29 protein-coding genes and 1 pseudogene are annotated in these 24,289 nt (G+C 42.3%); 8 read left to right on the top strand and 22 right to left on the bottom strand.

The features are described from left to right. Positions 1-50 precede the first annotated feature (50 nt). The 6 genes from ABJH64_RS09710 to ABJH64_RS09685 all read right to left on the bottom strand — a co-directional run bounded on the left by ABJH64_RS09710 (position 51) and on the right by ABJH64_RS09685 (position 4,666). Positions 51-551, bottom strand: a complete 501-nt coding sequence (locus ABJH64_RS09710; RefSeq protein ID WP_348277060.1) for a hypothetical protein — start codon at positions 549-551, stop codon at positions 51-53. A 77-nt stretch (positions 552-628) separates the two neighbouring features. Continuing rightward, a complete protein-coding gene (locus ABJH64_RS09705) occupies positions 629-1,291 on the bottom strand; it encodes a phosphatidylserine decarboxylase family protein (protein ID WP_348277059.1) in 663 nt (220 codons plus the stop codon). A gap of 72 nt (positions 1,292-1,363) precedes the next feature. Next, the gene (locus tag ABJH64_RS09700; protein WP_348277058.1) at positions 1,364-2,641 is read right to left on the bottom strand and encodes a Glu/Leu/Phe/Val dehydrogenase; all 1,278 of its coding nucleotides are present in this window, start codon (positions 2,639-2,641) and stop codon (positions 1,364-1,366) included. 70 nt (positions 2,642-2,711) lie between these two features. Beyond that, positions 2,712-3,551 (bottom strand): phosphatidate cytidylyltransferase, encoded by an 840-nt coding sequence (locus ABJH64_RS09695; RefSeq protein WP_348277057.1) that lies wholly within the window; start codon positions 3,549-3,551, stop codon positions 2,712-2,714. Beyond that, on the bottom strand, positions 3,535-3,741 hold the full coding sequence (locus ABJH64_RS09690) for a DUF2007 domain-containing protein (RefSeq protein WP_348277056.1): 207 nt from the start codon (positions 3,739-3,741) through the stop codon (positions 3,535-3,537). The genes ABJH64_RS09695 and ABJH64_RS09690 overlap by 17 nt, the downstream gene beginning before the upstream one ends. Continuing rightward, positions 3,716-4,666: a CPBP family intramembrane glutamic endopeptidase gene (locus ABJH64_RS09685; protein ID WP_348277055.1), complete on the bottom strand. Its 951-nt coding sequence runs from the start codon at positions 4,664-4,666 to the stop codon at positions 3,716-3,718. The genes ABJH64_RS09690 and ABJH64_RS09685 overlap by 26 nt, the downstream gene beginning before the upstream one ends. 37 nt (positions 4,667-4,703) lie before the next feature. Here ABJH64_RS09685 and dusB point away from each other — a divergent pair, with 37 nt between their 5' ends. Beyond that, positions 4,704-5,693, top strand: a complete 990-nt coding sequence (gene dusB, locus ABJH64_RS09680; RefSeq protein WP_348277054.1) for a tRNA dihydrouridine synthase DusB — start codon at positions 4,704-4,706, stop codon at positions 5,691-5,693. Between the two features lie 70 nt (positions 5,694-5,763). Here the strand turns inward: dusB and ABJH64_RS09675 are convergent, their stop codons facing one another. Then, positions 5,764-6,462, bottom strand: coding sequence for an ATP-binding protein (locus tag ABJH64_RS09675; RefSeq protein WP_348277075.1), 699 nt, complete (start codon positions 6,460-6,462; stop codon positions 5,764-5,766). Between the two features lie 129 nt (positions 6,463-6,591). After that, positions 6,592-6,860, bottom strand: a pseudogene (locus ABJH64_RS09670) (AAA family ATPase); the annotation flags it as partial. Between the two features lie 363 nt (positions 6,861-7,223). Here ABJH64_RS09670 and ABJH64_RS09665 point away from each other — a divergent pair. Further along, positions 7,224-8,135: a DMT family transporter gene (locus ABJH64_RS09665; protein ID WP_348277053.1), complete on the top strand. Its 912-nt coding sequence runs from the start codon at positions 7,224-7,226 to the stop codon at positions 8,133-8,135. Positions 8,136-8,147: 12 nt separating this feature from the next. On the opposite strand, the gene ABJH64_RS09660 is transcribed toward ABJH64_RS09665, so the two are convergent. The 8 genes from ABJH64_RS09660 to ubiE form a co-directional block, all read right to left on the bottom strand. Continuing rightward, positions 8,148-9,041 (bottom strand): hypothetical protein, encoded by an 894-nt coding sequence (locus ABJH64_RS09660; RefSeq protein ID WP_348277052.1) that lies wholly within the window; start codon positions 9,039-9,041, stop codon positions 8,148-8,150. A 121-nt stretch (positions 9,042-9,162) separates the two neighbouring features. Next, positions 9,163-10,236: a DUF3810 domain-containing protein gene (locus ABJH64_RS09655; RefSeq protein ID WP_348277051.1), complete on the bottom strand. Its 1,074-nt coding sequence runs from the start codon at positions 10,234-10,236 to the stop codon at positions 9,163-9,165. 11 nt (positions 10,237-10,247) lie between these two features. Beyond that, entirely contained in the window at positions 10,248-10,829 is a 582-nt protein-coding gene (locus tag ABJH64_RS09650; RefSeq protein ID WP_348277050.1) for a NifU family protein, read from the bottom strand. Between the two features lie 77 nt (positions 10,830-10,906). Beyond that, positions 10,907-11,644, bottom strand: coding sequence for a ThuA domain-containing protein (locus ABJH64_RS09645; RefSeq protein WP_348277049.1), 738 nt, complete (start codon positions 11,642-11,644; stop codon positions 10,907-10,909). Between the two features lie 345 nt (positions 11,645-11,989). Continuing rightward, on the bottom strand, positions 11,990-12,595 hold the full coding sequence (locus ABJH64_RS09640; RefSeq protein WP_348277074.1) for a M15 family metallopeptidase: 606 nt from the start codon (positions 12,593-12,595) through the stop codon (positions 11,990-11,992). A gap of 146 nt (positions 12,596-12,741) precedes the next feature. Next, the gene (locus ABJH64_RS09635; protein WP_348277048.1) at positions 12,742-13,500 is read right to left on the bottom strand and encodes an SDR family NAD(P)-dependent oxidoreductase; all 759 of its coding nucleotides are present in this window, start codon (positions 13,498-13,500) and stop codon (positions 12,742-12,744) included. Positions 13,501-13,712: 212 nt separating this feature from the next. Beyond that, the gene (locus ABJH64_RS09630) at positions 13,713-14,519 is read right to left on the bottom strand and encodes a porin family protein (protein WP_348277047.1); all 807 of its coding nucleotides are present in this window, start codon (positions 14,517-14,519) and stop codon (positions 13,713-13,715) included. Continuing rightward, positions 14,468-15,190: a bifunctional demethylmenaquinone methyltransferase/2-methoxy-6-polyprenyl-1,4-benzoquinol methylase UbiE gene (ubiE, locus tag ABJH64_RS09625; RefSeq protein ID WP_111612467.1), complete on the bottom strand. Its 723-nt coding sequence runs from the start codon at positions 15,188-15,190 to the stop codon at positions 14,468-14,470. Before ubiE ends, ABJH64_RS09630 begins: the two co-directional genes overlap by 52 nt. A 123-nt stretch (positions 15,191-15,313) precedes the next feature. Here ubiE and yihA point away from each other — a divergent pair, with 123 nt between their 5' ends. The 5 genes from yihA to ABJH64_RS09600 all read left to right on the top strand — a co-directional run bounded on the left by yihA (position 15,314) and on the right by ABJH64_RS09600 (position 18,580). Then, the gene (gene yihA / locus ABJH64_RS09620) at positions 15,314-15,916 is read left to right on the top strand and encodes a ribosome biogenesis GTP-binding protein YihA/YsxC (protein ID WP_348277046.1); all 603 of its coding nucleotides are present in this window, start codon (positions 15,314-15,316) and stop codon (positions 15,914-15,916) included. Positions 15,917-15,967: 51 nt separating this feature from the next. Beyond that, on the top strand, positions 15,968-16,462 hold the full coding sequence (locus tag ABJH64_RS09615; RefSeq protein WP_348277045.1) for a DUF5606 domain-containing protein: 495 nt from the start codon (positions 15,968-15,970) through the stop codon (positions 16,460-16,462). 42 nt (positions 16,463-16,504) lie between these two features. Then, positions 16,505-16,813, top strand: coding sequence for a hypothetical protein (locus tag ABJH64_RS09610; protein ID WP_348277044.1), 309 nt, complete (start codon positions 16,505-16,507; stop codon positions 16,811-16,813). 74 nt (positions 16,814-16,887) lie between these two features. Next, positions 16,888-17,361 (top strand): hypothetical protein, encoded by a 474-nt coding sequence (locus ABJH64_RS09605; protein ID WP_348277043.1) that lies wholly within the window; start codon positions 16,888-16,890, stop codon positions 17,359-17,361. A gap of 97 nt (positions 17,362-17,458) precedes the next feature. Then, the gene (locus tag ABJH64_RS09600) at positions 17,459-18,580 is read left to right on the top strand and encodes a sugar phosphate isomerase/epimerase (protein WP_348277042.1); all 1,122 of its coding nucleotides are present in this window, start codon (positions 17,459-17,461) and stop codon (positions 18,578-18,580) included. A 60-nt stretch (positions 18,581-18,640) separates the two neighbouring features. On the opposite strand, the gene rnhA is transcribed toward ABJH64_RS09600, so the two are convergent. The 6 genes from rnhA to ABJH64_RS09570 all read right to left on the bottom strand — a co-directional run bounded on the left by rnhA (position 18,641) and on the right by ABJH64_RS09570 (position 23,563). After that, positions 18,641-19,096, bottom strand: a complete 456-nt coding sequence (gene rnhA, locus ABJH64_RS09595; protein WP_348277041.1) for a ribonuclease HI — start codon at positions 19,094-19,096, stop codon at positions 18,641-18,643. 36 nt (positions 19,097-19,132) lie between these two features. Beyond that, positions 19,133-19,723 (bottom strand): MarC family protein, encoded by a 591-nt coding sequence (locus tag ABJH64_RS09590; RefSeq protein WP_348277040.1) that lies wholly within the window; start codon positions 19,721-19,723, stop codon positions 19,133-19,135. A gap of 556 nt (positions 19,724-20,279) precedes the next feature. After that, a complete protein-coding gene (locus ABJH64_RS09585) occupies positions 20,280-20,837 on the bottom strand; it encodes an FKBP-type peptidyl-prolyl cis-trans isomerase (protein ID WP_348277039.1) in 558 nt (185 codons plus the stop codon). Continuing rightward, complete coding sequence (locus ABJH64_RS09580) at positions 20,838-21,389, bottom strand: FKBP-type peptidyl-prolyl cis-trans isomerase (RefSeq protein ID WP_348277038.1); 552 nt, start codon at positions 21,387-21,389, stop codon at positions 20,838-20,840. It abuts the gene before it with no gap. 47 nt (positions 21,390-21,436) lie between these two features. Then, positions 21,437-22,360 (bottom strand): FKBP-type peptidyl-prolyl cis-trans isomerase, encoded by a 924-nt coding sequence (locus ABJH64_RS09575; RefSeq protein WP_348277037.1) that lies wholly within the window; start codon positions 22,358-22,360, stop codon positions 21,437-21,439. A gap of 168 nt (positions 22,361-22,528) precedes the next feature. After that, positions 22,529-23,563, bottom strand: coding sequence for a bifunctional oligoribonuclease/PAP phosphatase NrnA (locus tag ABJH64_RS09570; RefSeq protein ID WP_348277036.1), 1,035 nt, complete (start codon positions 23,561-23,563; stop codon positions 22,529-22,531). Positions 23,564-23,747: 184 nt separating this feature from the next. On the opposite strand from ABJH64_RS09570, the gene ABJH64_RS09565 reads away from it, so the two are divergent. Continuing rightward, positions 23,748-24,170, top strand: a complete 423-nt coding sequence (locus ABJH64_RS09565) for a nucleoside-diphosphate kinase (protein WP_348277035.1) — start codon at positions 23,748-23,750, stop codon at positions 24,168-24,170. The last annotated feature ends 119 nt before the right edge of the window (positions 24,171-24,289 follow it).

Here is a 24,289-nt window from a genome sequence, read left to right as displayed (position 1 = left end):
AAAGTAGGATTCACCAAATTGAATCCTACTTTTTCCGACACTAAACAGTCTCAATCCACTCTCACATATTCTATAGGATCTCTTGGCTCCTCGCACCCAAAAGCAGGGTTTTCTGGACATTGCTCCTGAAATAGTAATCTCTCCTTGTTATCTATAAAGGTGATCCTGGCAATTGGTTGATGGAAATAATCAATAATACCGGCGCGTAACTCTTGCTGTGGAACATAAAAAGCTTCCTCTTTATAGTCAATCCAATAAGCCAAGTCTGGAAGATATTTGAAATTCATTCCATCCCATTCATACCTATCATCATAATACATACGATAGCCTAAATCAGGGCCTGCTTCTGAATCTCTGACGGTGGTTCTAAATTGATATACACTGTCATTTTTGAACTCTAGCGTATTCACTACCCAATAATCTACAGAGTCCACAAAATACCTGCTTTCCCAGCTACCTACTAATTGGTTCGGAAGTGGATCATCATCTTTGTCGCAGGCAAATAAACCGAATGCTATTACAATAAGAGAAAATAAGGAAAGATGTTTCATGGCTAAAAAGAAATTTGGTTAACAATACCTGAAACGATACCTGTGCGCTATTCGCTACAAAACTGGAGAAAGAAAAACTACCCTTTCAACCGCGCGATCGGAGTTCTTCCTCCTTTAGTTTTCGCTTCTAATCCTACTAATATTTCAGCATCTAAAGGAAGGTACACATCCACTCTTGATCCGAATTTAATGAAACCGAACTCCCCACCTGAAGCTAATTCCGAACCTGGTTTCACATACCATTTGATTCGTCGTGCCAAGGCACCTGCTACCTGTCGGACCATAAGTTTTGTTCCATTCTCATGAGTCACGACCAGGGAAGTACGCTCGTTTTCAGTGCTTGACTTAGGGTGCCAAGCAACCAAATATTTCCCTGGGTGATATTGGAAAAACTCCACAATGCCTTTGATTGGAGATCTGGTAACGTGAACATTGATCGGAGACATGAAAATCGAAATCTGTCTGCGGTTTTCTTTTAGATACTCATCTTCAAAAGTCTCCTCTATTACCACTACTTTCCCATCCACGGGCGCGTAAACAAGGCTTTCGTCCGATGGCAACTGGAATATCGGACTTCTGAAAAATTGGAGAATAATCAGATAAAGCACGATGCTTCCCAATACTGCCACATTAGACAACACCCGAGCATCTGGCATGAAATAAATGATGAGATAATTCCCAGCTACTAAAATAATTAGCAACCAAAATAACAAAACGCGTCCTTCTCTATGTATAGTCATAAGCTTCAAAACTAAAAGGCGTGGAGAATTCCCCACGCCTCAAAGATAAAATATTCTTTCGAGAGAATTGGCTTAGAAGCCTCCTCGGAATGTATATGTCTTCGCTACTTTGTCAATTGCGACGATATATGCAGCTATTCTCATCGGTACATCGTACTTCTGAGAAGCTTGATAAACCATTTCAAATGAATCTTTCATGATTCGATCAGAGCGACGGTTCACTCGGTCAGCTGTCCATTTGTAACCCAATCTATTCTGAACCCATTCGAAATAAGAAACCGTTACACCTCCTGCATTTGCCAAGATATCTGGCACAGCCATGATTCCTTTTTGATTGATGATAGCATCAGCTTTGGCTGAAGTAGGGCCATTAGCACCTTCCACGATTAGCTTAGCTTTGATATCATTGACATTGTGAATCGTGATCACGTCTTCTACTGCCGCTGGCACCAATACATCTACCTCTAGGGTCAAAAGATCAGCAGCATTTTCCATTCTGTCGCCTCCTTGATAACCTTCCAGGTTTCCGCCATTTGCATCGCGGTATTCGATTGCCTCTACAATATTGATCCCCTTGTCATTGAAAAATGCACCTGTGTGATCAGAAATAGCGACAATCTTCAAGCCTCTTTCTTCTAACAACCTAGCTGCCCAAGAGCCCACATTACCAAATCCTTGAACTGCACAAGTAGCTTGGAAAGGATTAATCTTCAGTTTTTGCATGGCTGCCAAAGCTGAAACCATTACGCCACGACCGGTAGCTTCAGTTCTACCCAAAGATCCACCAAGCACTAGCGGTTTACCTGTAACTACGGAGCTGACAGTCATTCCTTTTGCTTTAGAATACTCATCCATCAGCCAGGCCATTTCTCTAGGTCCAGTTCCCATATCAGGAGCAGGAATATCCTTGTCCGGTCCGAATACATCGATCATAGCCATCGTGTAAGCTCTCACTAAGCGTTCGATTTCACCTTTGGACATTTCTCTAGGATTACACCTCACGCCTCCTTTTCCTCCGCCATATGGAATATCCACTACGGCACATTTCCATGTCATCCATGCGGCTAATGCACGCACTTCATCGATGTGTACATCTGGCGCAAATCGGATCCCACCTTTGGCTGGACCGAGGATATTGGAATGGATAACTCGGATGCCTTCGAACACCTGGATTTTTCCATTATCCATGGTAATTGGAAGAGATACAATTACTTGTTTGGCGGGATTCTTCAACACATTATACACCTCATCGGAGAGGCCCAGCTTTTCAGCTGCGATGTTGAATCTTTCCATCATTGACTCCAAGGGATTCTCTTTATCCTTTATCGGAGCCGGTTCAATGTAAGCCATATTTGGGTTTGATTTAGTTATTCAAATGCGTTACAATATTAAGCAGATTTTCAATTTAAGGGGGTGGAAATTAGAAGATTTTCAAGAACGCGGTAATAAAAGGGGCCGAAAGTAACAAACCGTCAAAACGATCCATAAATCCTCCGTGACCTGGCAGCCCTTTGCCTGAGTCCTTGATCTCAATAGAACGCTTGAAAAGCGACTCAATCAGATCTCCATAAGTGCCCGCGATAATGATAATTCCGGCTATCACCAGCCATTTCCAATCTTCGATCACGTGAAAGTATCTTGTCAATACGAATGCCACACCAATCGCAGAAAATGCTCCTCCCAGGAAACCTTCCCAGGATTTTTTGGGCGAAACTCGCTCGAATAACTTAGTCTTACCAAATTTTGTTCCAGCAAAATAGGCTCCTGTGTCACTGGCCCAAAGAATCAAAAGACAGCCAATAATAATCTGATAATTATAGGTAGCATCTACTGAAAATACCGCAAGATTCAGCAAGGAAAATGGCACAGCGACATAGAAAAGGCCCAAAAAAGTAAATGCAACGCCTGTGAAAGGTTTTTTATCTGTTTTGCGATAAAGCTTAATAAAGAATGTAATAGAGACGATAGGGAAGATAAGGAAAAAGTACTTATCCGAGAGATGTTCCTGCTGTACTAAAAAGGTGAGACAGAATATCATCAGTCCAAGAAAAGTACCGAAACTCTTCAAAGGTAGCATTCCATCCAGCCCGCTGAGCTTGTAAAACTCCATCTGCGAAAAACCCAGAATTCCAGCAAAGACTAAGAAATAAGTATATTCTGAATAAACACATCCACCTACGATAAGCAAAGCTCCAAACAATCCCGTAATGGCTCTCTGACCTAGATTACTGTAATTATTTATACTAAAACGTGATCTCATTCTGGATTAGGTTAGTTGCCTCCATCAAATTTTCATGCTGCACATGCACCTCGTAGTACCCAAAAATCTGATACACCGTTTCTTTTTTATTCAATACCACCGCAGGTATTTCGTGTTCTTCCAAGACGCCTTTGACTATCTCAGCTCTTACCTGCGTTGGGGTTTCAAATACCTTGTTCCAGTTCTCCATTGGGCTTATTTATTTTCTTAAAGTAATAGATTCCTGCCAGAAGAACCAATAAACCACCCATAGCTGCAGGATAGGACACTGTATCTGTAGATTCCATGTCGAAATCTATCATCCCTTGGTTAGAAGCATACACCAATATTATAGTAATTGAATTGTTGGCTATGTGTGCCAAAATAGGATAAGTAAGGCTCCCGGAATAATAATAAAGATAACCGAACATCCCTCCCAGAAATAATCGGGGTAAGAACCCATAAAACTGCAAGTGGATAGCCGAGAAAATAAAAGCTGTCAACCAAACTCCTGCATGTCCATTGCCTGTATATAGATGCATCTTGGGCTGAATCAACCCCCTAAAAAACATCTCCTCACCAATCCCTGCAAGCACTCCAATCACCACAATCCCCATTAAGAGCTCAGGAATAGACTGAAAATCTGTAAGAAATTTAGTCATCTCCATCAGCTGAGTCTCCATCTCCTGCATCCACAGCTCTATACCAGACATAAATTCCGGCAGCACCAACTGGGAATTCCAATAAACCAACAAACCATTGAACAACATTCCCCCGAGTGAGATTAACAAAACTAAGCCTGCGCCTGTCAGATTAAACCTCGGCAATTGAATCTCCCAATGCAGATCAGCTTTATCTATATAATGCATCACCACGTATGCCGCCACCCAAAATCCTATTCCAGAACCAATTCCTTGGATAAAAAACATGGCCATTCGACCATTTTGCGGAGAATAATCCCCTAGCATCAGCCCCATAATCTCTTCGACGGAGATATTAAAGAGAAAAGGTGCAACCGCCAGTGCTAAGACTTGAAGTACTACCAAAATCCCTATCCCTACTAAAACAATGACTATCAAGGACAAAAGCCAATTCTTTCGTTTGGCAATTTCTGATTCAGTTTCGTATATCTCCATAATTGGGGTAAATTTACGCGCAAATTTAAAATAAGAAGTGGTTAAGATAGGAAACTTGGAGTTAGGGGACTTCCCATTGTTGCTTGCACCGATGGAAGATGTCAGCGATCCACCGTTCAGAGCAGTCTGTAAACAGAACGGTGCAGACCTTATGTACACAGAGTTTATCAGCTCTGAGGGATTGATTCGTGATGCTGCTAAAAGTGTAGCTAAACTCGACATTTTCGATTATGAGAAGCCAATCGGAATTCAGATTTTCGGCAACGAAATCGACTCGATGCGAGAAGCAGCAGCAATCGTAGAAGAAGCCCAGCCAGATATTCTGGACATCAATTACGGCTGTCCGGTAAACAAGGTAGCCTGCAAAGGTGCAGGTGCCGGAATTCTGTTGGACATAGACAAGATGGTCTCGATGACTGCCGAAATCGTAAAAGCTGTCAACATCCCCGTGACCGTGAAAACCCGTTTGGGCTGGGATCAAAACACGATACGAATCGTAGAAGTAGCAGAGCGACTTCAGGATGTGGGAATTCAGGCTATCAGCATCCATGCACGGACTAGAGCCCAGATGTACAAAGGTGAAGCGGACTGGAGTTATTTGAATAAGGTTAAAGAAAACCCACGTTTACATATTCCTGTTTTTGGGAATGGTGACATAGATTCGCCAGAAAAGGCTCAGGAATACAAGAACAAATACAATGTCGATGGCATGATGATCGGCAGAGCATCCATTGGGTACCCTTGGATCTTCAATGAAATCAAGCATTATCTTGCTACTGGCGAAAAACTCGCTGCACCCGGGCTAGATGAGAGAATCGCTGTCGCCAAAAAACACCTGGACTTCTCCGTAGAATGGAAAGGGCCAAAACTTGGCATTCTTGAGATGAGGAGACACTACACCAATTATTTCCGCGGCATGCCCAACTTCAAACAATACCGGTCTGAAATGGTCACTGCAGAAACGTATGAGCATGTATGCGAGATTTTGGAGCAAGTCTCTAATGTCTATGCAGATCATGTTTTTTAGAACAAATAAGTAGTGAGGTGGTAAAGTTGGAAAGCTAGTTTTCAGCTTTACCACCTTTTTTATGCTAAAATTAAAAACTCTGTAGCAAAAAATCGGATAGGTGTACATGCTGAACACCCTCTACATCTTCTTTCCAAAAATCATCCAGTGTCACAACATATTTTGGGAATTGATCTTGAATGGCCAAAAGACTGGAAAACTCCCTTTCTATAGTCTGTTCACTCTCTAGTTTATATGCTACCTGAACGTATATCTTTTGACCTTTCTTCTCTGCGATGAAATCAATTTCCTTGTCAAGAAATTTCCCTACAAACACAGTATATCCTCTTCTTTTTAATTCAAGAAAAACTATATTCTCCAAAATCCCAGAGATCATCCTATCCCGATAGCCCATAGTAGCATAAAGTAATCCCCCATCGCTCAAGTAAAATTTTTCTTGGGTTTTCAAGATCTCTTTTCCTTTGATATCATATCGCGATGCACGATACAAAATAAATGCTCCCTCCAACGCATTAAGGTAATTATAGACTGTATTAAGATCAATCTTTCTTTGTTGACTTTTGAAATAATCTGCCACATTCTTCCCCGAAAAAGTATTCCCTATATTATCAAAAGCATATTTCACAATCCGCTCGAGCAATTTCACATCTCTTATTTTGTAGCGCTGAACAGTATCTCTGAGTATAACAGAAGAATATATATCGTACACGACTTTATAAGCCGTTTCTATTGAATAATCTGACGTGTGCAATACTGGAAAACCTCCCATTCTCAAATAGGCCATGAAGGCCGATTTTCTATCAGGTGCGTCACTCGGGAAATAAGCAGCTCGAAAATCCAAATACTCAGCAAAGGACAACGTGTAAACTGGAATCTCTACGTAGCGTCCTGCCAAATAAGTGGCCAGTTCTGACGACAAAAGATGAGAATAGCAGCCAGTGAGGTAAATATCTACTTCAAAATCTACCATAAATGAATTGACTGCTTTTTCCCAGCCATCTACCTCTTGGATCTCATCTAGAAGCAAATAGGCTCTTTTTGTACTTTCTCTTCAACATACCCATAAAGTTGAGTAGCTGTGCGCAAGTCGGAGAACACAAAACTTTCTAAGTTGATATGAATAATCTGGTTGCTTTCAACACCTCTAGACAGCAATTCTTTCTTCAGCAGTAATAAAGCTGTTGACTTACCGCTTCTCCTAATCCCAGTTAGGATTTTGATCTGCGGCTTGTCAATGAATCCCCTTAACTGATCATAATCAGTCGTTCTTGAAATGATGTTCTTTTAGGTTATAACCATAAAAAAATCATTAATCGTAAATATATTAAGGTTATAACCATAAAAACTTTATAGAATTGATGGGTTATTTAGTTTATAACCCGAAAAAGCATCAACTCATCGATTCCACGAGTATCTCAACAAGAAAATCAGACTTAAGAGTTGCTCCTAATTTAGTCTCCTGTAATTTTTTCTCTAACTTTTCTTTGGTTTTGCTTCCTTTGCAAAGCGAATAATTCTCTGCGACCATCGATGTCCACTACCACCAATGACAGCAACCTAAGAAACTGGGGCTTGCTAATTCTCTTATCCCTCATATGGGGCAGTTCATTTATTTTAATCAAAAGAGGGCTAGAAGTATTTTCTCCCGGAGAAGTAGGCGCTTATAGAATCGTGGCTGCGGCTAGTTTCCTCTTACCTTTATCCATTCCTAGGCTAAGAAATCTTGATAAAACTCAGCTTAAAAACCTCATAATTGTAGGTTTGGTGGGCAGTTTTATTCCTGCTTTTCTATTTGCCAAAGCTCAAACTCAACTCAGTAGCTCTCTCACTGGGGTGCTGAATGCCTTGACTCCGCTGTCTGTTGTAGTCATCGGGGCTTTATTTTTCAACTCGAAAATCACCAGACGAAACGGCGTAGGATTAGCCATCGCGTTCATCGGAGTTTTCATTCTGGTTACCGTCAAAGAAGGTTCCGGTTTTGGAGCTTTTGCAGATATCAACTCCCATGCTTTCTACGTGATTCTAGCCTGCATCTGCTACGGTTTCAATCTGAACATCATCAAATACCGCTTTCAAAAACTCAAACCCATAGAAATCACTGCCATTTCTTTGCTAATGGTGTTGCCATTGGCACTTGTGTATTTGATGGCTGGAACTCAATTTTCCTATAAGGTCGTGAATGTAGCCGGAGCCTTACCGGCGCTAGGCTATGTCACCCTACTCGGGGTGATGGGGACGGCGTTAGCATTGATTATATTCAATGTCATGGTCAAAACAGCAACTCCAGTGTTTGCTTCTTCCGTCACCTACCTCATCCCGATTGTGGCTATTTTCTGGGGTGTACTGGATGGAGAAGTTTTACTTTTAGGACATTATGTAGGAATCCTCGCCGTGATCATAGGAGTTTGGGTAGGAAATAGGAAAAAAGTCGCTCAACCTTGATTCACATTCTGCCTATTTGCCCGCCTCAAATTCCTTCTTCTCTTTCTTACTCATTTCTCCAGTGACCAATTCTACTGGATGAACTACCGCCACTTCCATCGGGCTGGAAAAGTCCGATTCTCCGCCTTTAAAGACAAACTTCATAGGCGTCATTTCATAGCGAAGCTTTCCGTCAGGGTCTTTGAATGGTTTCATATTCGCCAACCTCACATGAAACCCAGAATTGTATGCCTCGCCCGAGGAGCTAGCCAATACATCGCCAGGAAAAACTACCTGTCCTAACTTTACTTTTTCACTGCCAGGACTCAGTACCATTACTTTAGTCAGAGATCCATCTTCGTGAAAAAGCTCAATAAAATTTTCTCCTCTGTCAAAATCCAAATTTTCCTTTTCCGAAGATTTTCCCATTTGGAGGTCTGAGACAACACCTTTACGCGGAGCCAAAATCTCAGTTGGCAAGCCAAATTCAAAAGAAATCCCTACATATTCTAAGTTCACCTCCTTTGGCTGCAGGCGATTTTCTATGTGAGTCATCCTAATTCCCCTTGTCTGAGTTTCTTCAGGTAAGGGAATCAAATAAACTGCCTCCGTTTTTGACCTTCTGGTGTAATCACCTTTGACATATGTGAAGGTGTAGCGGACATTGGTGGGCTGACTTTCTACCGTTCGCTTCAAGGTCACCACCTTAGACTTCCCAGGCCGCGCCACTACCATCGAAGTACTTCCGGTCGAATTCAGATTACTCAACTCAGCATAATCAATCAAAACAGTGTAAGGGATCACAGTAGAGTTAACTGTGTAAAGCTCCATGCTTCCATCATCGGCACGCTCAGTTTCCATTGTGATTTGGGCAAAACTAGCCTGAATGAAAGAGAACAGGAAAAGAGCGAATAGCAGTGGGCGCATAAACCGAGAACGTTAAAATGAGCTAAAACCAATTAATTCAAATTCTAATGAAGGTGGATTTGGCTTCGCTCAAACTAAGAATTATTTTCGATCCGATCAAACAAAAACTTAAGATAGTTGACTATTCGCCTTTCATCCGCGCTCTCCACGCAAAGGCTAATTTTGGAAGTTGTTGGTAGCTGTTGATTCCGGCTTTGACTCCTTGAGTCTTCAAAAATACATCATTGGTTTTCCTACTCAGCTCTATAGAAAAGGGCTTGAAGGCCTCTGAAGCTAATTGAAGAGAAATCAAATCATTTCTTATGCCTCGGTCCAAAGTGCTAATCCAGAGCTTATAGTCCTCAGGGCTCATGCGGTAGTAGTCTCGGATTTGATAAGTCAGCAATCTAAGTTGCCCAGAATACCTCAGGAGTGGGTCGTCACTATTGGTGCAGATTACCCAAGCGATAAAATTGGCCTCCCCTTCATCCGTGACACCATAACTGTGCGCCATCTCATGAGCCACTGTGAATGGCATTTCTAGCGCATGCAATGTGGGATCAATATAACTTTCTCCAGTGAAAGGAAAATAAATTCCAAGGATTCCCATTTTCCGCATAAATCCTGGAGGGGGAAAAAGCTTGGTGCGAGGTCGGCCGGTGAAGTTCAGGCCCAGCATATCCAGATTATCTGCAATGTTTGCCCTCACGAGATTTTCCAGTTCTGGGTAAGGTAAAATCTCCTCTATGGCCAATGTATCCTGCGTGATAGAATTGCGGTACTGCTGCGCCAGACGCTGCGTGAGGAGCACTTCACTTTTTAACTCCTCCAAATTCATGGATGTAGGTCTCAGACCAAGTTGCTGCACGATGGGTGTACGCTGATAGTTGTACCCCCAGAGGATTAAGAAAAAGAAAATCAGCGCCCCTAGCCCATTAGCTAGCGCCCTGAGGGAGTAAAGGAGTCTATTTTTCCACCCAATTCTTTTGCGAAGCCTAAAAAGATAAATGCCTATAACCAGCATCACCGACACGATAAACAAATAAACGCTGGGAAAAGGCAATCTTCCCAGCGTCAAATCGATTACATTCCGGATTCCCGGAAAGAAGATTCTTGAATAAATATCGTCTGTGCCCTCAGGGTTTTGAGTAGCCAAATAACGGATTCCCAAAGCAATAACTCCAAGAATCGCCCAGGACCAATCTCTCTTACCCATAAAATGCCAGCTTAAACTCCCTCTGCTACCACTTCCTTCACCTCAGGAAGCATTCTGGTAAGCAGGTTTTGGATTCCAGCTTTCAAAGTCACAGTACTGGATGGACAGCCTGAGCAGGAACCCTGAAGCTGAACTTTCACCACTCCCTCGTGGAAGGAATGGAAGACAATAGCTCCCCCGTCTTGCTCCACGGCTGGGCGGATATACTCGTCCAGGATTCCTTTGATTTTTTTCACGACTTCAGAATCGTTCTCATCAAATAAGGGATCTTTCTCTATGTTGACAGGTACGGGTGCTTTGCCTGCTTCCAAATAGTGCTTGATATGATCACGTACTATTCCTTGTATTTCTGACCATTCTACTGATTCGGACTTAGTCACAGTCACAAAGTTAGAAGCAACAAACACACGCTCCACTGCAGCAAAATTGAATAATTCTTGAGCCAGCGGGCTAATTTTGGCAGCTTCAGCATCTGGAAAATCAAAACTTACCCCTTCATCTACCAACATGAAGTTGGCAACAAATTTCAAAGAATTGGGGTTTGGATTGGCCTCCATGTAGAGGTGAACTGGTCTAGCTTGAGCTTGTAACATGGTATTCTTGATTTTTAAAGAGGAAACCGATTTACAGGTATTAAGTTCCTGCAAATCGGCTTTTTCAAGGAATCTTTTTACTTTTTAAAGGGGTGTCCGGTAGCTGCGTACCAGATTCCTCCGTAGAGATGCTTCAAGAACACATCATCTTCCCAAGCTGAATCGACGTGACCCAAAGCAGTATAGAATACTCTACCACCTTCGAACTCATGGTACCAAGCCATTGGGTGATTGGCACCGTTGCCCTTAGCGACTTTATATGTGCTTTCATCTGCGTTGAGTAGAATGTTCAAATCAGGATTGATGTCTTTGTATTCATACAATTCGTCTGTCCACATCCAATTTTTAGGCAAATGCCAGGTGGCCGGATGATTCTGATCTACCACTTCCAGACGCAGGGTTTGCTGAGCTGGATGAGAAAGGAAATAAGCGCCCATCATTTTGTTATACCAAGGCCAATCATACTCTGAGTCCGCAGCGGCATGCACACCGACTACACCTTTGCCACTTTGAACAAATTTCTGCAATGAAGCCTGCGCTTTTTCATCGAAAATAGTCCCAGTAGTCGATACTAAGATTAGGACATCGTATTTCATCAAACTTTCTTCTTCCAGCACTTTAGGGTCTTCAGAGGCATACACACTAAATACCTGCTTTTCGCCCATTTTCTTCAGCGCTACGACTGCATTGGGAATTGATTGATGGCGAAAACCTGCCGTCTTGGTATAGACGAGCGCTTTGAATTGCTGTGCCTGAGATACCAGCGCAATGCTGAAAATCAGCGAGAGCGTGAGAATTGATCGTTTTAAGGTCATAGGGTTTGAATTGTTTTTTAATGTATTTATTTAATTAGGAATAGTATCTGTGTTCCAATTTCATCCTTAGGATTCAGACCGATGCTGAATGTCAGGTGTGGGATGCTACTCAAATGCTAGCGTTTAACGAAACTAAGAGACTTTTTCAACTTGAGAAAAAAGGATTTGTATGCTGATAATTGATTCTAAATCTATTGAATTATCTATAAAACAAACCCGCCAATTGGGGCTAAAATCTAGTTTTCTGAAACTTAATCAACGGGAACCACTCATTCATACTACTGCCACAGCCACCAGACATGGGTCTCCTGTTCTCTGTCTCAAGTCTTCTATCTCCCGTCTTTTTTACTTGATCATTTCAAACTTCTCTCCAGCTTCTTTTCTGGAAAAAGCATTGAAATGCCACCATTCCGAACCGATTCCTGAAAATCCATTTGCTGTCATCACTTTTCTCAAAATCTCCCGATTAGCTACTTGAGCTTTGGTGATTTTTCCCTCAGCGAGCATTTGGGCTTCACGGTCAGGATAAGCTGGATAGCCAAAGTAATCATAGCCTGTGCCCATATCCAAAGTCGAGTCAGCCTTAGTGTCAAAAATCGTCAAGTCAACAGCCACCCCGAAGTTGTGTAAGCTGCCTTTTTTTGGATCTGCTACATAGAGAGGTTTTACGCTGTCAGGTTTGTCTAGATTGTCCCAAAGAATCTGCTGCACGGAGGATGGTCGGACGCCATCATAGACTAGAAAAGTAAAATCAGGATTCTCAGCTTGAAGCATTTCTTGGGCTTTTTTCAAAAGCTCTGCTACTTCTGGTTGCAAGTAAGCGTTGGTTAAGTCTCCATAGACATCCTGTCCAAAGAAATTATCCGTGGTCGAATATTTCAGCTCTACCTTAATGCCTGGAATGACTTCCTCCACATTGACCAATCCCTGATTGATCAGCACTTTCTCCATTTCGGGAATTTCGATTTCCAAATCTATATCCTTCACAGGATCTAGCACTTCTCTCTGCTGCTCGGAGAAAACCTCCTGATCAGACTTTTGTGAAGTACCGCAAGAGGCTACTAGTAGTATTAATGGAATATATAGTTTGTTCACAATCAAATAGCTCTTTTTACAAGGGTAGCGGAAGCCTGAGCTGTGGGAAGCACCACCACATCGGCGATCGTCACATGTGCAGGCCTAGTTACGGCAAACTCGACGATATCCGCAATATCCTGAGCGACCAAAGGTTCCATTCCCTGATAGACAGCGCCTGCCCTATCTTCATCTCCTTTGAATCTCACCAGAGAAAACTCGGTCTCCACCAAACCTGGATGTATGGCGACCACTCGGATTCCAAACTGATTCAAGTCTATTCGCATTCCTTTAGTGATCGCATCCACGGCATGCTTACTACCGCAATAGACGCTACCGTTAGGATATACTTCTTTGCCGGCTATGGATCCGATATTGATGATCATTCCTGATTTCCGATCAGTCATTCCTGGAATAATAGCTCTAGAAACATACAAAAGTCCTTTTACATTGATATCCATCATCGCATCCCAATCGTCCAGATTGGCAGTTTGCACTGGATCAATGCCATGTGCATTTCCTGCGTTATTGATCAGCACGTCGATGGCTTTCCATCTTTCGGGCAGATTCTCGAGTATTTCCAGCACCTTTTCCCGATCGCGCACATCAAATATCAGGGGCAAAAAATCAATTCCTTCAGGTAATTCAGACTTCAATTCTTCCAGTCGATTTCCACGTCTTCCTGTAGCAATGATATCAAAACCAAGCTTTGCAAGGGTGATAGCAGCAGCTTTACCTATTCCGGAAGTCGCTCCTGTGACTAAGGCAATTTTGTTTTTCATGTGTCTATATTTTGATTTTTAATGGCCACATGGAATCTTCGCAAGCAGTATAACCATACCTCTGTGAGTCGCTTGGGTCATGCTCGATTTCATAGAGGCAAGTTAAAAAATTATCAATGGACAATTTTCAATACTCAACCCGCAATTGTTAAGGAAGATGATGGATGAGATAAAATCTTACAATAGTTCACTATTCCAATCTTACAATCTTCCTACTGAAAATTCAGATAGATCGTAATGCTTTTCCTCTTAATCGATTCGATTGCACCTTGAAGTTCTGGTCTGGTATTTTCCGCCTGGTAGGCATTCATCATCCCATGTGAAAAGCGAATCTCTGGAGCAAACTTGAAGTATTTGAAATAAATCTCAAAGCCCATTCCTGCTTCTAGAGAAACATCCTGTCCCGTCATCACGATATCATCCACATTAGCTTCGTCCTGACCTTTGGTACGAAACTGATAGCTTGCTCCACCGAGCCAGTACATCCGGGTATTATTAAACCTGACGGAGCGGTATTTGAAAAGCAAAGGCAATTCTACCATTGTCGCTTCCGAGCTATACTCTACAACATTCCCTAGATTCTCCTCGCTGACAATCACATCCCCGCCGACTAACTCTACATCGATCTGATCATTAAAATAGGTTACCTCAGTTTTGTATTCATAAAACCCCACTTTGGGAGTAAACATCAACGAAACCTGATCGTGAAATCTCAAAATACCGATAAACCCGAGTGAAAAGCCCGGCGAAAACTTAGTCTGAATACTTCTAACCCCTGTAAATGGATCAACAGAAGTTGGATCAAGAAAAGCATCGGTGTATTTGATCCGCAGCGTACTGTTATGAGCAGCAAGAAAAAACCCGTATGAAATTGGTCTATTATCCGAAGTCGAAGCTGAAGTCAGTCCGAACATGCCCTGACCGAAGGTTGGAAGTGTCGCTATTACAAAAACTAAACCTGCGAGAATTACTTTGTCCCTACGTAGATTGAGCTTATTCCAAATGTTAGTGGTTTGCATAAGTTGCTGGTGAATCCTACACTATTCATAATTCTCAGGAAATCCATCCCGTCCGGAAAGGCCTGTACTGACTCAGGGAGATAAGTATAAGCAGAATTATCCTTGGATACAATTTTGCCGATCTGGGGCAAAATAGCTTTGGAGTAAAACGCATACGCTTGCTTCATCGGTGCCTTGGTAGGCTTGCTGAACTCCAAAATCACCACTTTCCCGCCTGGCTTCAAAACCCGATACATATCGGCGAGACCTTTCTCCAAATTCTCGAAATTTCTCACTCCAAAAGAAACGATGACCGCATCAAACTTATTATCTTCAAAAAGTAAGCCTTCAGAATCGCCGAGCTGAAGCTCAATCTTATCTTCAAGTCCTTTTTTCTTCATTTTCTTCCGGCCTTCTTCCAGCATACCTTCGGAAATATCCACTCCGATGATCTTATCTGGGTTAAGTGAAAGCGCCTCAATCGCAAAATCTCCAGTCCCAGTGGCAATATCCAGGATTAATTTAGGCTGATCATCTTTCAGGTATTTAATTGCTTTTTTCCTCCAAGTAATGTCAATACCCATGCTGAGCACGTGATTGAGCAAATCATATTTGCCAGAAATGTTATTGAACATCTCCGCTACCTGATCTTTCTTGGAATCTTGCTTGTCTTTATAAGGAACTACGGCCATGAGAATTCTGTGTTTGTAAGGGCAATAATAGGCAAGAAACACGAGGAAAGGAAAATTGTTACGCTTCCTCTTCATCCTTTCAGTTTCGGATAATGTCGTACTTTTGCAAACAAATACCAGCAAATGATCCAGAAAGCCACTTTTGTAATCAGTAATTCCAACCCTGGGAATTGTCCAAAGCCAGATCGGGCCGAGATTGCTTTTATCGGTAGATCCAATGTGGGCAAAAGCTCACTGATCAACATGCTAGTCAACCAAAAAGGATTGGCAAAAACCTCCCAAAAGCCGGGTAAAACCCAGCTCATCAACCATTTCATGATCAATGACAAATGGTATCTGGTCGATCTTCCTGGCTATGGCTTTGCCAAAGTAAACCTGAAAGTGAAGCAAGGATGGGAAAGTATGATCACCACCTATTTGACCAAGCGTGAAAATCTTTGCGGTGTATTTGTACTGATCGATAGCCGATTAGAGCCACAGCAGATCGATCTGGAATTTTTGCTTTGGTGCGGAACTCAGGAAGTTCCTACTGCCCTGGTTTTCACTAAAGCCGACAAGCAATCCAAGTCGAAAACTGAGCAGAACATCCAGAAGTTTCTAAAGAAAACCAGAGAGATGTTCGGTGAAAATCCAGATTACTTTATCACCAGTGCAGAAGCCGGCACCGGCAAAGAGGAGTTGATTGGATTTATGGAAGAATTAGTCACTGAATATCAAGCGAGGTGAATCATTACACTGATAACCCTATATTTGCACCCTTGAAAAAAAACATATCGAATGAATTTTAAAGATCTTGCCTCCGTCGCCGGTAAACCCGGTTTATTCAAAGTTTTGAAACCATCTCGCACAGGAGTAATCCTGGAAAGCATGGATGGAAAGAATACCAAACTCGTTGCCGGCATGTCCCAGCGTGTTTCTATACTCAGCGATATTTCTATTTATACCCTGACCGAAGAGGGCGCAGAGCCTCTGGAGTCTGTGATGCAGAAGATCGAAGCAGAATTCCAAGGAGATTTGGGACTGGATGCCAATCCGGATGATTCCGAGCTAAGAGCCTTTATGAAGCACATTCTTCCCGAGGTGGACGAAGCGAGAGTTTACACCTCTGATATCAAAAAGCTCATCACGTGGTACAAACTCATCAAAGCACAAGCTCCTGAAGTACTTCAGAAAAAAGAAGAGGAAGTAAAAGCAGAAGAGGAAAAACCTGCCGAGGAGAAAAAAGCTAAAGCTCCAAAAGCTGCTAAGTCTGACAAAAAATCAGACAAATAAGTACCTAGCCTCGACTCACCTCGGGGCTTTTTTGTCTTTATTATGAGCGAAACTTTACCTCAAGAAACTTTCTTATTGCTGCGCAAAGACTTTGAACTTCCTGAAGTCTCTTTAGAATTTGATGAGGAAAAAGCTATCTCCTCCCTTTCAAAAGTCATAGCGCACATGCTGGACAGAGAGTTTGAGCGCTTGCTTCAGATCTGCTATCGAATAGACTTGGGAGAGGAAAAACTGAAAAAAATCCTCCACGTATCCGAGCCAGACCAAGTCGCTCCTGATTTGGCTAGGGCCCTTTGGAACAGGCAAAAGCAAAAAATCGAAATCAGAAAAAGGTATTCTGCGCCAGAATGACAATTACTATCAAATTAAAGCTATATTTTAGCTTAGTACTTAACAAATAGCTTTTCAACTCAACCATTTTTCACATGAAAACTTTTCAAAAACTCTCCTTCCTTTTAGCAATGGCAAGTCTGATGACACTAGCATCTTGTGGCGATGACGATCCAGATCCAATCAAATCCGATGCTGAAATCATCGGTTCAGGCATAGCCTGGAAGGTAAGCACTGCCACCACAAATGGCATTAGTGTTATTTCGCTGATAGATGACTGCTTGCTGGACAACTTAGTTACATTTAACTATGAAACCCCCATCAGCATAGGCGTAGTAGATGATGGCCCAACTAAATGTGACCCCGCAGACCCGCAAACGGTGGATTTCACTTGGAGCTATAGTGATGCCACTAAAATACTGACTGTTAATACCGACATCATTGATATCCCAGGAGCTGAAGGGGATTTAATCGTAGAAAGTGTAACTCCAACCCAGCTGGTTCTATCGCAAAACGTAGCATTGCCAGGCTTTGGCACCCAGAAAGTCATCGTGACCTTAGTGCATTGATTGACAAAATCACATAAATTCCATTCCTTGGGAATAGATCGAGCTTTCACTAAACTCGGACTATTCCCTTTTTTTATTTCACCAAAAAACTCCCAAAATGGCAAACCCCATCTGGATCATGACTTCTGCTTTTGACCAACTTAGTTTGGATCAAACGGTTGGAAAAGCATTACAAATCGGCGTTCAAGGCCTTGACTTATGTGTTTTCAGAAAGGACGGGACACGTGACGATTTCGTGGCGACTCACTTGGACTATGAGAATTTTGATCCCGAAGAGGCCAAAAAACTCATCGAGAAATTCAATGGAGCTAAGCTTAGACTTTCCATTGGAGCTTTTGATAACCTAATCGGAGGGGATCCTGCTGAACGTTTGAAGAATCAGAACCATCTATTGAAATTGATCAGGATTGCATTCTTGCTCGGTGGAGATGAAAATGATGTTAAGGTCGGAACATTCGTAGGATATAACCACGAGCTTGGAAATCAAGAAGGTGGATTTGAGAAGAATTTACTCGAATATCAAAAAGTTTTTGGCCCCATCATACGATATGCAAATGATCTGGGAATAACTGTACTTTATGAAAACTGTCCTATGGAAGGCTGGAGAAGCTCCGGTCACTTTGGTACGTTCAATAATCTTCCCGGAGTTTTGGCATCAAGAAAAATCATGTATGAACTCATCCCTGAGTCCAATCACGGCGAAATTTATGATCCTTCCCACGATATCTGGCAGCATACTGATCCGCTGGAAGTGATCAAAAATACCGATATGAAGCGCCTCAAGCGCATTCACGTCAAATCCACACGAAACAACCCTGATCCTTTCTGGGGCAACATGTATCCCATGCAGGCAGTCCGTGAGGATTGGGCCGTTAAAGCCGGTATTCCTTCAAGTACCAATCCTTGGGACAGACATCACTACGAAGCCACTTTGCCAGGCTTTGGCTTAGGTGATTCTATGGATTGGCGAGCCTTTGTGAGTATCCTGAAGGAGAAAGGGTTCTCAGGTCCTTTTGAAATCGAGAATGAAGCTGTGCTTTCAAAACAAACTGGAAATATGGGAGCAATCGTTCAAGGCTGCAAAGCTGCCGTGCAGAACCTCGCTCCTCTACTCTATGAGTTGAGGGAAAATGGATGGGTCTATCCTGAGACTGAGTACAGGCCACTATTGGAGGTTAATCGAAATGATATTCCGGTGATGACCATGGAGAAATTATGAAATCTAAAGTCTGAAGTCTGAAGTACTTTTTTCAGATTTCAGACTTTAGATCTTTAACTTTTACTTCTGACTTTCCTCATACCCTTCATCCACCTTCAGATCAAATCCCTCTGCAGCTTGTACCGCTAGCACGTCGCAGCGTTCATTTTCGATGTTTCCGGCATGGCCTTTTACCCAAATAAATTTGGGTTTGTATTTCAAGTGAAGTGGAATATAGCGCAACCAGAGATCTGGATTTTTTTTATCCTTGAAGCCCTTTTTCTGCCAACCCCAGATCCAGCCTTTCTCTACAGAATCAACTACGTACTTGCTATCGGAGTAAATCTGAACAGGAAACTCGGTAGTATTGATGGCTTGAAGCGCACGGATCACTGCCAAAAGTTCCATGCGGTTATTGGTAGTTCTGCGGAAGCCTTCGGAAAGTTCTTTGCGGTGTTTGCCGAATTTTAGGACAGCTCCGTATCCTCCCGGACCTGGATTGCCTTTGGCAGCACCGTCAGTGTAAATGGTAATCATGAAACAAAGTAAGTGAAAATAGGAGAGATAACCGGTTTAGAGACCAGTTTCAACCCCTATAGGAAAGGCATTTGTTTTGAAAATTTTCACTGCGATAGAAAGCAAAATAATACCAAAAATCCGTCTCAGCACATCAAGGCCTGTTTTTCCGATTTTCCGTTCTAGCCACCCCGTACTTTTCAATACGATATAAACCAATATCAAATTCAGTAGGATACCTATAGCAATATTGAGCTGCGCAAACTCTGCCTTCAGCGTCAAAATAGTAGTCAGCGTACCCGCACCTGCGATCAACGGAAAAGCAATTGGCACGATAGAGGTACCAGACTTGGCGTCTGGATCCGATTTGAACAGCTCAATTCCTAGAATCATCTCTGCACCGATTGCAAAAATGATCAGCGCACCGGCAATAGCAAAATCCTCCACACCAATTCCGAAAAGTCCTAGAATCGACTTACCTGCAAGCAGAAAAAGAATCATCAGAACACCCGCAGCAAGCGTAGCTTTTTCAGACTGAATATGCCCTACTTTCTGGCGGAGATTGACGATAATCGGAATAGAACCGAGAATATCAATCACCGAAAACAAGATCAACGAAACAGATAAAATTTCCTTCAAATCAAACATGCCGCGAAAGTAGGGAATTAACGGTTGAGGTCTATAAGACTCAGAAGGTATTTAGATTAAAATAATGTGAAGAAATAAGTTGTCAGCAACCATTACTATTTACCTGACCTCGATGGTTTCACTTCTCTGATGAGGTTATCACTCTCGAGAGTACTCATCAGTTAAAAAATCTTCACTAACTCTTCCACGAAATTTTAGAAATTCAGAAATACCTCCAAACCATGCACAACCCTGCTCTCTAGATACTTTGGGAGTTTTATGGGTAGAATAAGCTGAAAAAAAATACCTTCTACCTTGGCTGTCATCACTAGTCCATGCTTAACAGGGTTCAAGTGAACAGATAGGATGATAAGGCTCAGGTAATTTTCATTATCAAGTAATTTGCAATTATACTTTCTTTGAAAACTGCTCCCATACTCTCCCAAGCTAGCACTACGCCCATAGGTTAGGTGAACTACCAATCCACGATTAGAGATAGCTTCTGATCTCCTGCCACAACGTGATTTTTTGGCTTTTCAAAGAAATAAAAAAGAGGGCCGAAGCCCCCTTAGTTAATTTATTCTATCCCTTTAAAATCCACGTCAAATACTAAGACGGAATTGGGTGGGATCCGGTCATTATTTGCGGCATCTCGATATGCGTAAGTAGAGGGAATGATCAGCCGAGCTTTAGATCCTGGCCTTAGTCGCCTGAATGCAATATCCCAGCCTTGTATAACCGTTCCCGAACCTAGTGCAAAACTCAAGATCTCATACTCTCTGCCTTCTACATCGATATCATTTTCTATGGCTACCTGCCTGATATTAGTGTCAAACACGGAGCCATCGCTCATCAGCGATCCTATGTAATTGGTGAAAATAGCGTTGCCAGTAAGCGGTCTTGAGCCATTTCCCTCCTTCTGTACGATGATGACCACTCCACTAGGATCATAGATTCTATACAAACTATCGATCTCAGCCGTTTTGAGGTAATCCACGATCAACAGGCTGTCTTTTGCGAGGTTCCCTTCTACATCATAGGCAGGTCCTGTATCAAAAGGATTTTGTGTGTCGCAGCTACTAAGTGCAACTAACGCTAAAAGGAATGAGAGGATACTTAGTTTAGAATTGCTCATTTATTGTTGTGGTCCTTGAGTTACCTGAATAAGATCTAATTCAAATAGTATCGGGGCACTGCTTGGAATAATTCCACTCCCTTGCCTTCCATAGGCAAATTCCGAAGGGATGAATACCGTAGCTTTATCCCCTTGCTCCATTTGACCTACTCCAAATTCAAATCCTGCGATCAGGAAATTGTAGCCAATTGGAAATTTAAGAGGAGCGTATGTTCTACCAGATGAAAACACCCCAGCGTCTCTGGCTACTTGTTCGTTAGAAGTGTCAAATACTTTATTTGAAAGTAATTTACCGGTGTAATCCACTTGCAATGTGTCTCCTGCGGTGACGCCTATTCCAGAGCCAGATAATTCTTGCCAAATTACCCTCAGGCCAGTTACCTCATCGTAATATTCTTTCACATTGACGATTGTATTTGACTCTAGGTATTCTTCTATGGCTAGTTTATCATTTGCTAGTATGGCGTTATCAGTAGCTTCATCATCTATACAAGATGAAAAAGCAAAACTCCCAGCGATCAAGCTCAAAATGGCAAATATTCTAATTTTCATTGTAGTTGGTTTTTTTTAAATAACTAGATATATCTCCAGAACGAGAATTACTCTACATCCGCTACATCCACATCGAAAACAAGGATGGAATTAGCAGGAATTTTATCTCCCATCGCGTTCTCACCATATCCTAGTGGAGATGGAATGATGAATTTACCCTTCGATCCTTTTTTCAAAAGCAACAATCCTTCGTCCCAACCTGGAATCACTTGACCCATACCTACAGCTACTGGAAGTGGCTCATAAGGACGACCTTCATTGAATGCATTATTTTCTCTGGCCAATGATTCTATCGATGTGTCAAATAAAGATCCATCGATTAGGTAGCCAGCATAGTTTACATGCATAGTTGTACCTGGAGTCACTGGTTCACCGGTTCCTTCTTCTTCGATGACATAGTAAAGTCCACTTTCTGTTTTCTTGGCGTCTAGACCTTTCTCCTTGATATACTCTTGGATCATCTTATCTTCTTCAGCCAGTCTTTCTACAGCTCGCTCGGATCTTTTCACTTCTTCAGCCGCCATCACTTTGTCAAAATAAGCCTGTATAGCCTCTTGATTCATGATATCAAAAGCGCCCAATCTCACTTTAATAATCTCATCTTCAGTCAGGAAAGGAGGTAGATTGTCACCGAAAATTATTTTAGCAGTTGATTCAAAAGCGATGCTATCGCCTTTTCTCAAACCAAGAAAAATTTCATCCATCCCGTTACGTACCGGCATGGAGTCATTTACCTGCATGTAGCCCGGATAAGGGTTATCAGCCGTAGAAATCAATACAGAGTCGGATCCAGTCAGGACTTCAAAGTTGTAAAGCAGAAACTCGCCGTTAGGCGCTTTTTCATTTCCTTCCTTTACGTAGGTGTACTCTATACCATCTACTTCAGTGACTTTCGTTTTTTTACATGAAGTCAAAGTAACAGCTCCAACCAAGAGAGCTAGGATTGCCAAAAGGCTTTTTGAATTTTTCATTTGATTAAAATTGTTTTTCTAAGGTCATAAGTTGTCCCGCTTTTAAGGTCGGGGTGAATTCTCGCATGAATTATCTGTAATACCTCTCAGGGTATTTCTCTAGGATATTCTTGCTCGACTTCGTAAAGGATAATTGGTTTTTCAAGATTACAGGGGTGACAATCGGCATCAGTCAACAGTGGCAGGTGCAACTCGGAATAACTCGTCCTGATGCTTTTCTACCAAAGACTCAAATCGCTCTACCGTTTCTTTTAGGCTGGTGGTGGACTTGCCTCCTGAAGCATTTTTATGACCACCTCCGTCAAAATAATCCGCAGCAAATTTATTGACAGCTACTTCGCTGGATGATCTGAAAGAAATCTTAACTCCATCTTCGCGTTCCGAAAATAAGGCGGCTAGTTTGATCCCATCCAAAGATAAGGCATAATTGACCAATCCTTCGGTATCTCCGGTACGGCTTTGATATTTTTTAAGATCTTTTTTGCTGATCGCGAAATACGCCATATGAAGGTCCTCGTGCACGACTAGGCGACGACTGATGGCGAAACCGATAAACTTGAGTCGGTTAACAGAGTTTGAGTCATAGATCCAGTTGGCAATCTGCGAACTGTCCGCACCCAGATCTAATAGTTCTGCTACTACTAGGTGGACATTCTTGGTGGTATTTGGATGTCTGAAACCTCCGGTATCTGTCATGATTCCAGCGTAAAGGCATTCTGCAATATCTTTGTCCAGAAGCTTTTCATCGCCTAGCTGCACGATCATTTCATAGACTAATTCGCATGTAGCAGCAGCTTCCGTGCTCCAGACCCTGTAGTCAGCAAAATCCTCTGGATCCTGGTGATGGTCAATATTAACAGTGTAGGCTGACGACTTTCGAATCAATTCACCTAATTCGTTGACTCTGCTTAAGCAGGAGAAATCCAAACAAAATATAACATCGGCTTCATTTAACTTCTTGGTGGCTAATTCTGTCTGTGTGGGATTGCTAAAATCCAACACATCCTCATTGCCTTTCATCCAGTTTAGAAACGAAGGATAATCAGTCGGTGTCACCACAGTCACTTCATGTCCTTTCTTGAGTAGGTAGCTAGCCAATCCCAATGAAGAACCCAATGCATCGGCATCGGGTTTGACATGTGTGGTGATGAATATTTTTTTGGGTGAGTTTATCTCTCTCTTAAACGAGGCTAAAGCTTCCATTTTATACATTTAGCTGCTTTTTGGCTCTTGTGGTTCGCAAAGGTCAGGAAAATTTTGACAATTCCCAAGTATGGCATTAGGCTGACTATGAAGCATGTAGCGTAGAAATCAAAAAGTTTTTGTGGTTAATGCTACTAAAAAGCCTATTTTTGCGCCCGATTTAAACCAATGAAAAACGAATAACATGGCAACCAACAGAACATTCACCATGATCAAGCCTGATGCTTTTGCAGCAGGAAACTCAGGAGCTATTTTGAAAATGATCGAAGAGGCAGGCTTCAAAATCGTAGCCATGAAAGCTACCCAACTGACTCCAGCCATCGCAGGAAAATTCTACGAAGTTCACGCGGCGAGACCTTTCTATGCTGACCTGTGTGCATATATGTCCTCGGGACCTATCATCGCAGCGATCTTGGAGAAAGATAATGCAGTGGAGGATTTCAGAAAATTGATCGGAGCTACCAACCCAGCGGATGCTGCGGAAGGAACTATCCGTAAGATCTTCGCTAAGTCTATCGAAGCTAACGCCGTTCACGGTTCTGACTCAGACGAGAACGCGGCTATCGAAGGAGCGTTCTATTTCTCCCAGATCGAAAGAGTAGGTTAATCTCAACCGAAAATAAACTTGAAAGCACCTCAATTTGGGGTGCTTTTTTTGATTAAAGTCAACAGTATTTTTCCCTAATGTGGGTCTAACCGCAAGGTGCACATAAGGTGGCGCCGAGA

This window comes from Algoriphagus sp. (assembly GCF_039969895.1).
GTDB lineage: Bacteria > Bacteroidota > Bacteroidia > Cytophagales > Cyclobacteriaceae > Algoriphagus.
Note: the sequence above shows the minus strand (reverse complement) of the source record. Positions and strands in the feature narration are given on the sequence as shown.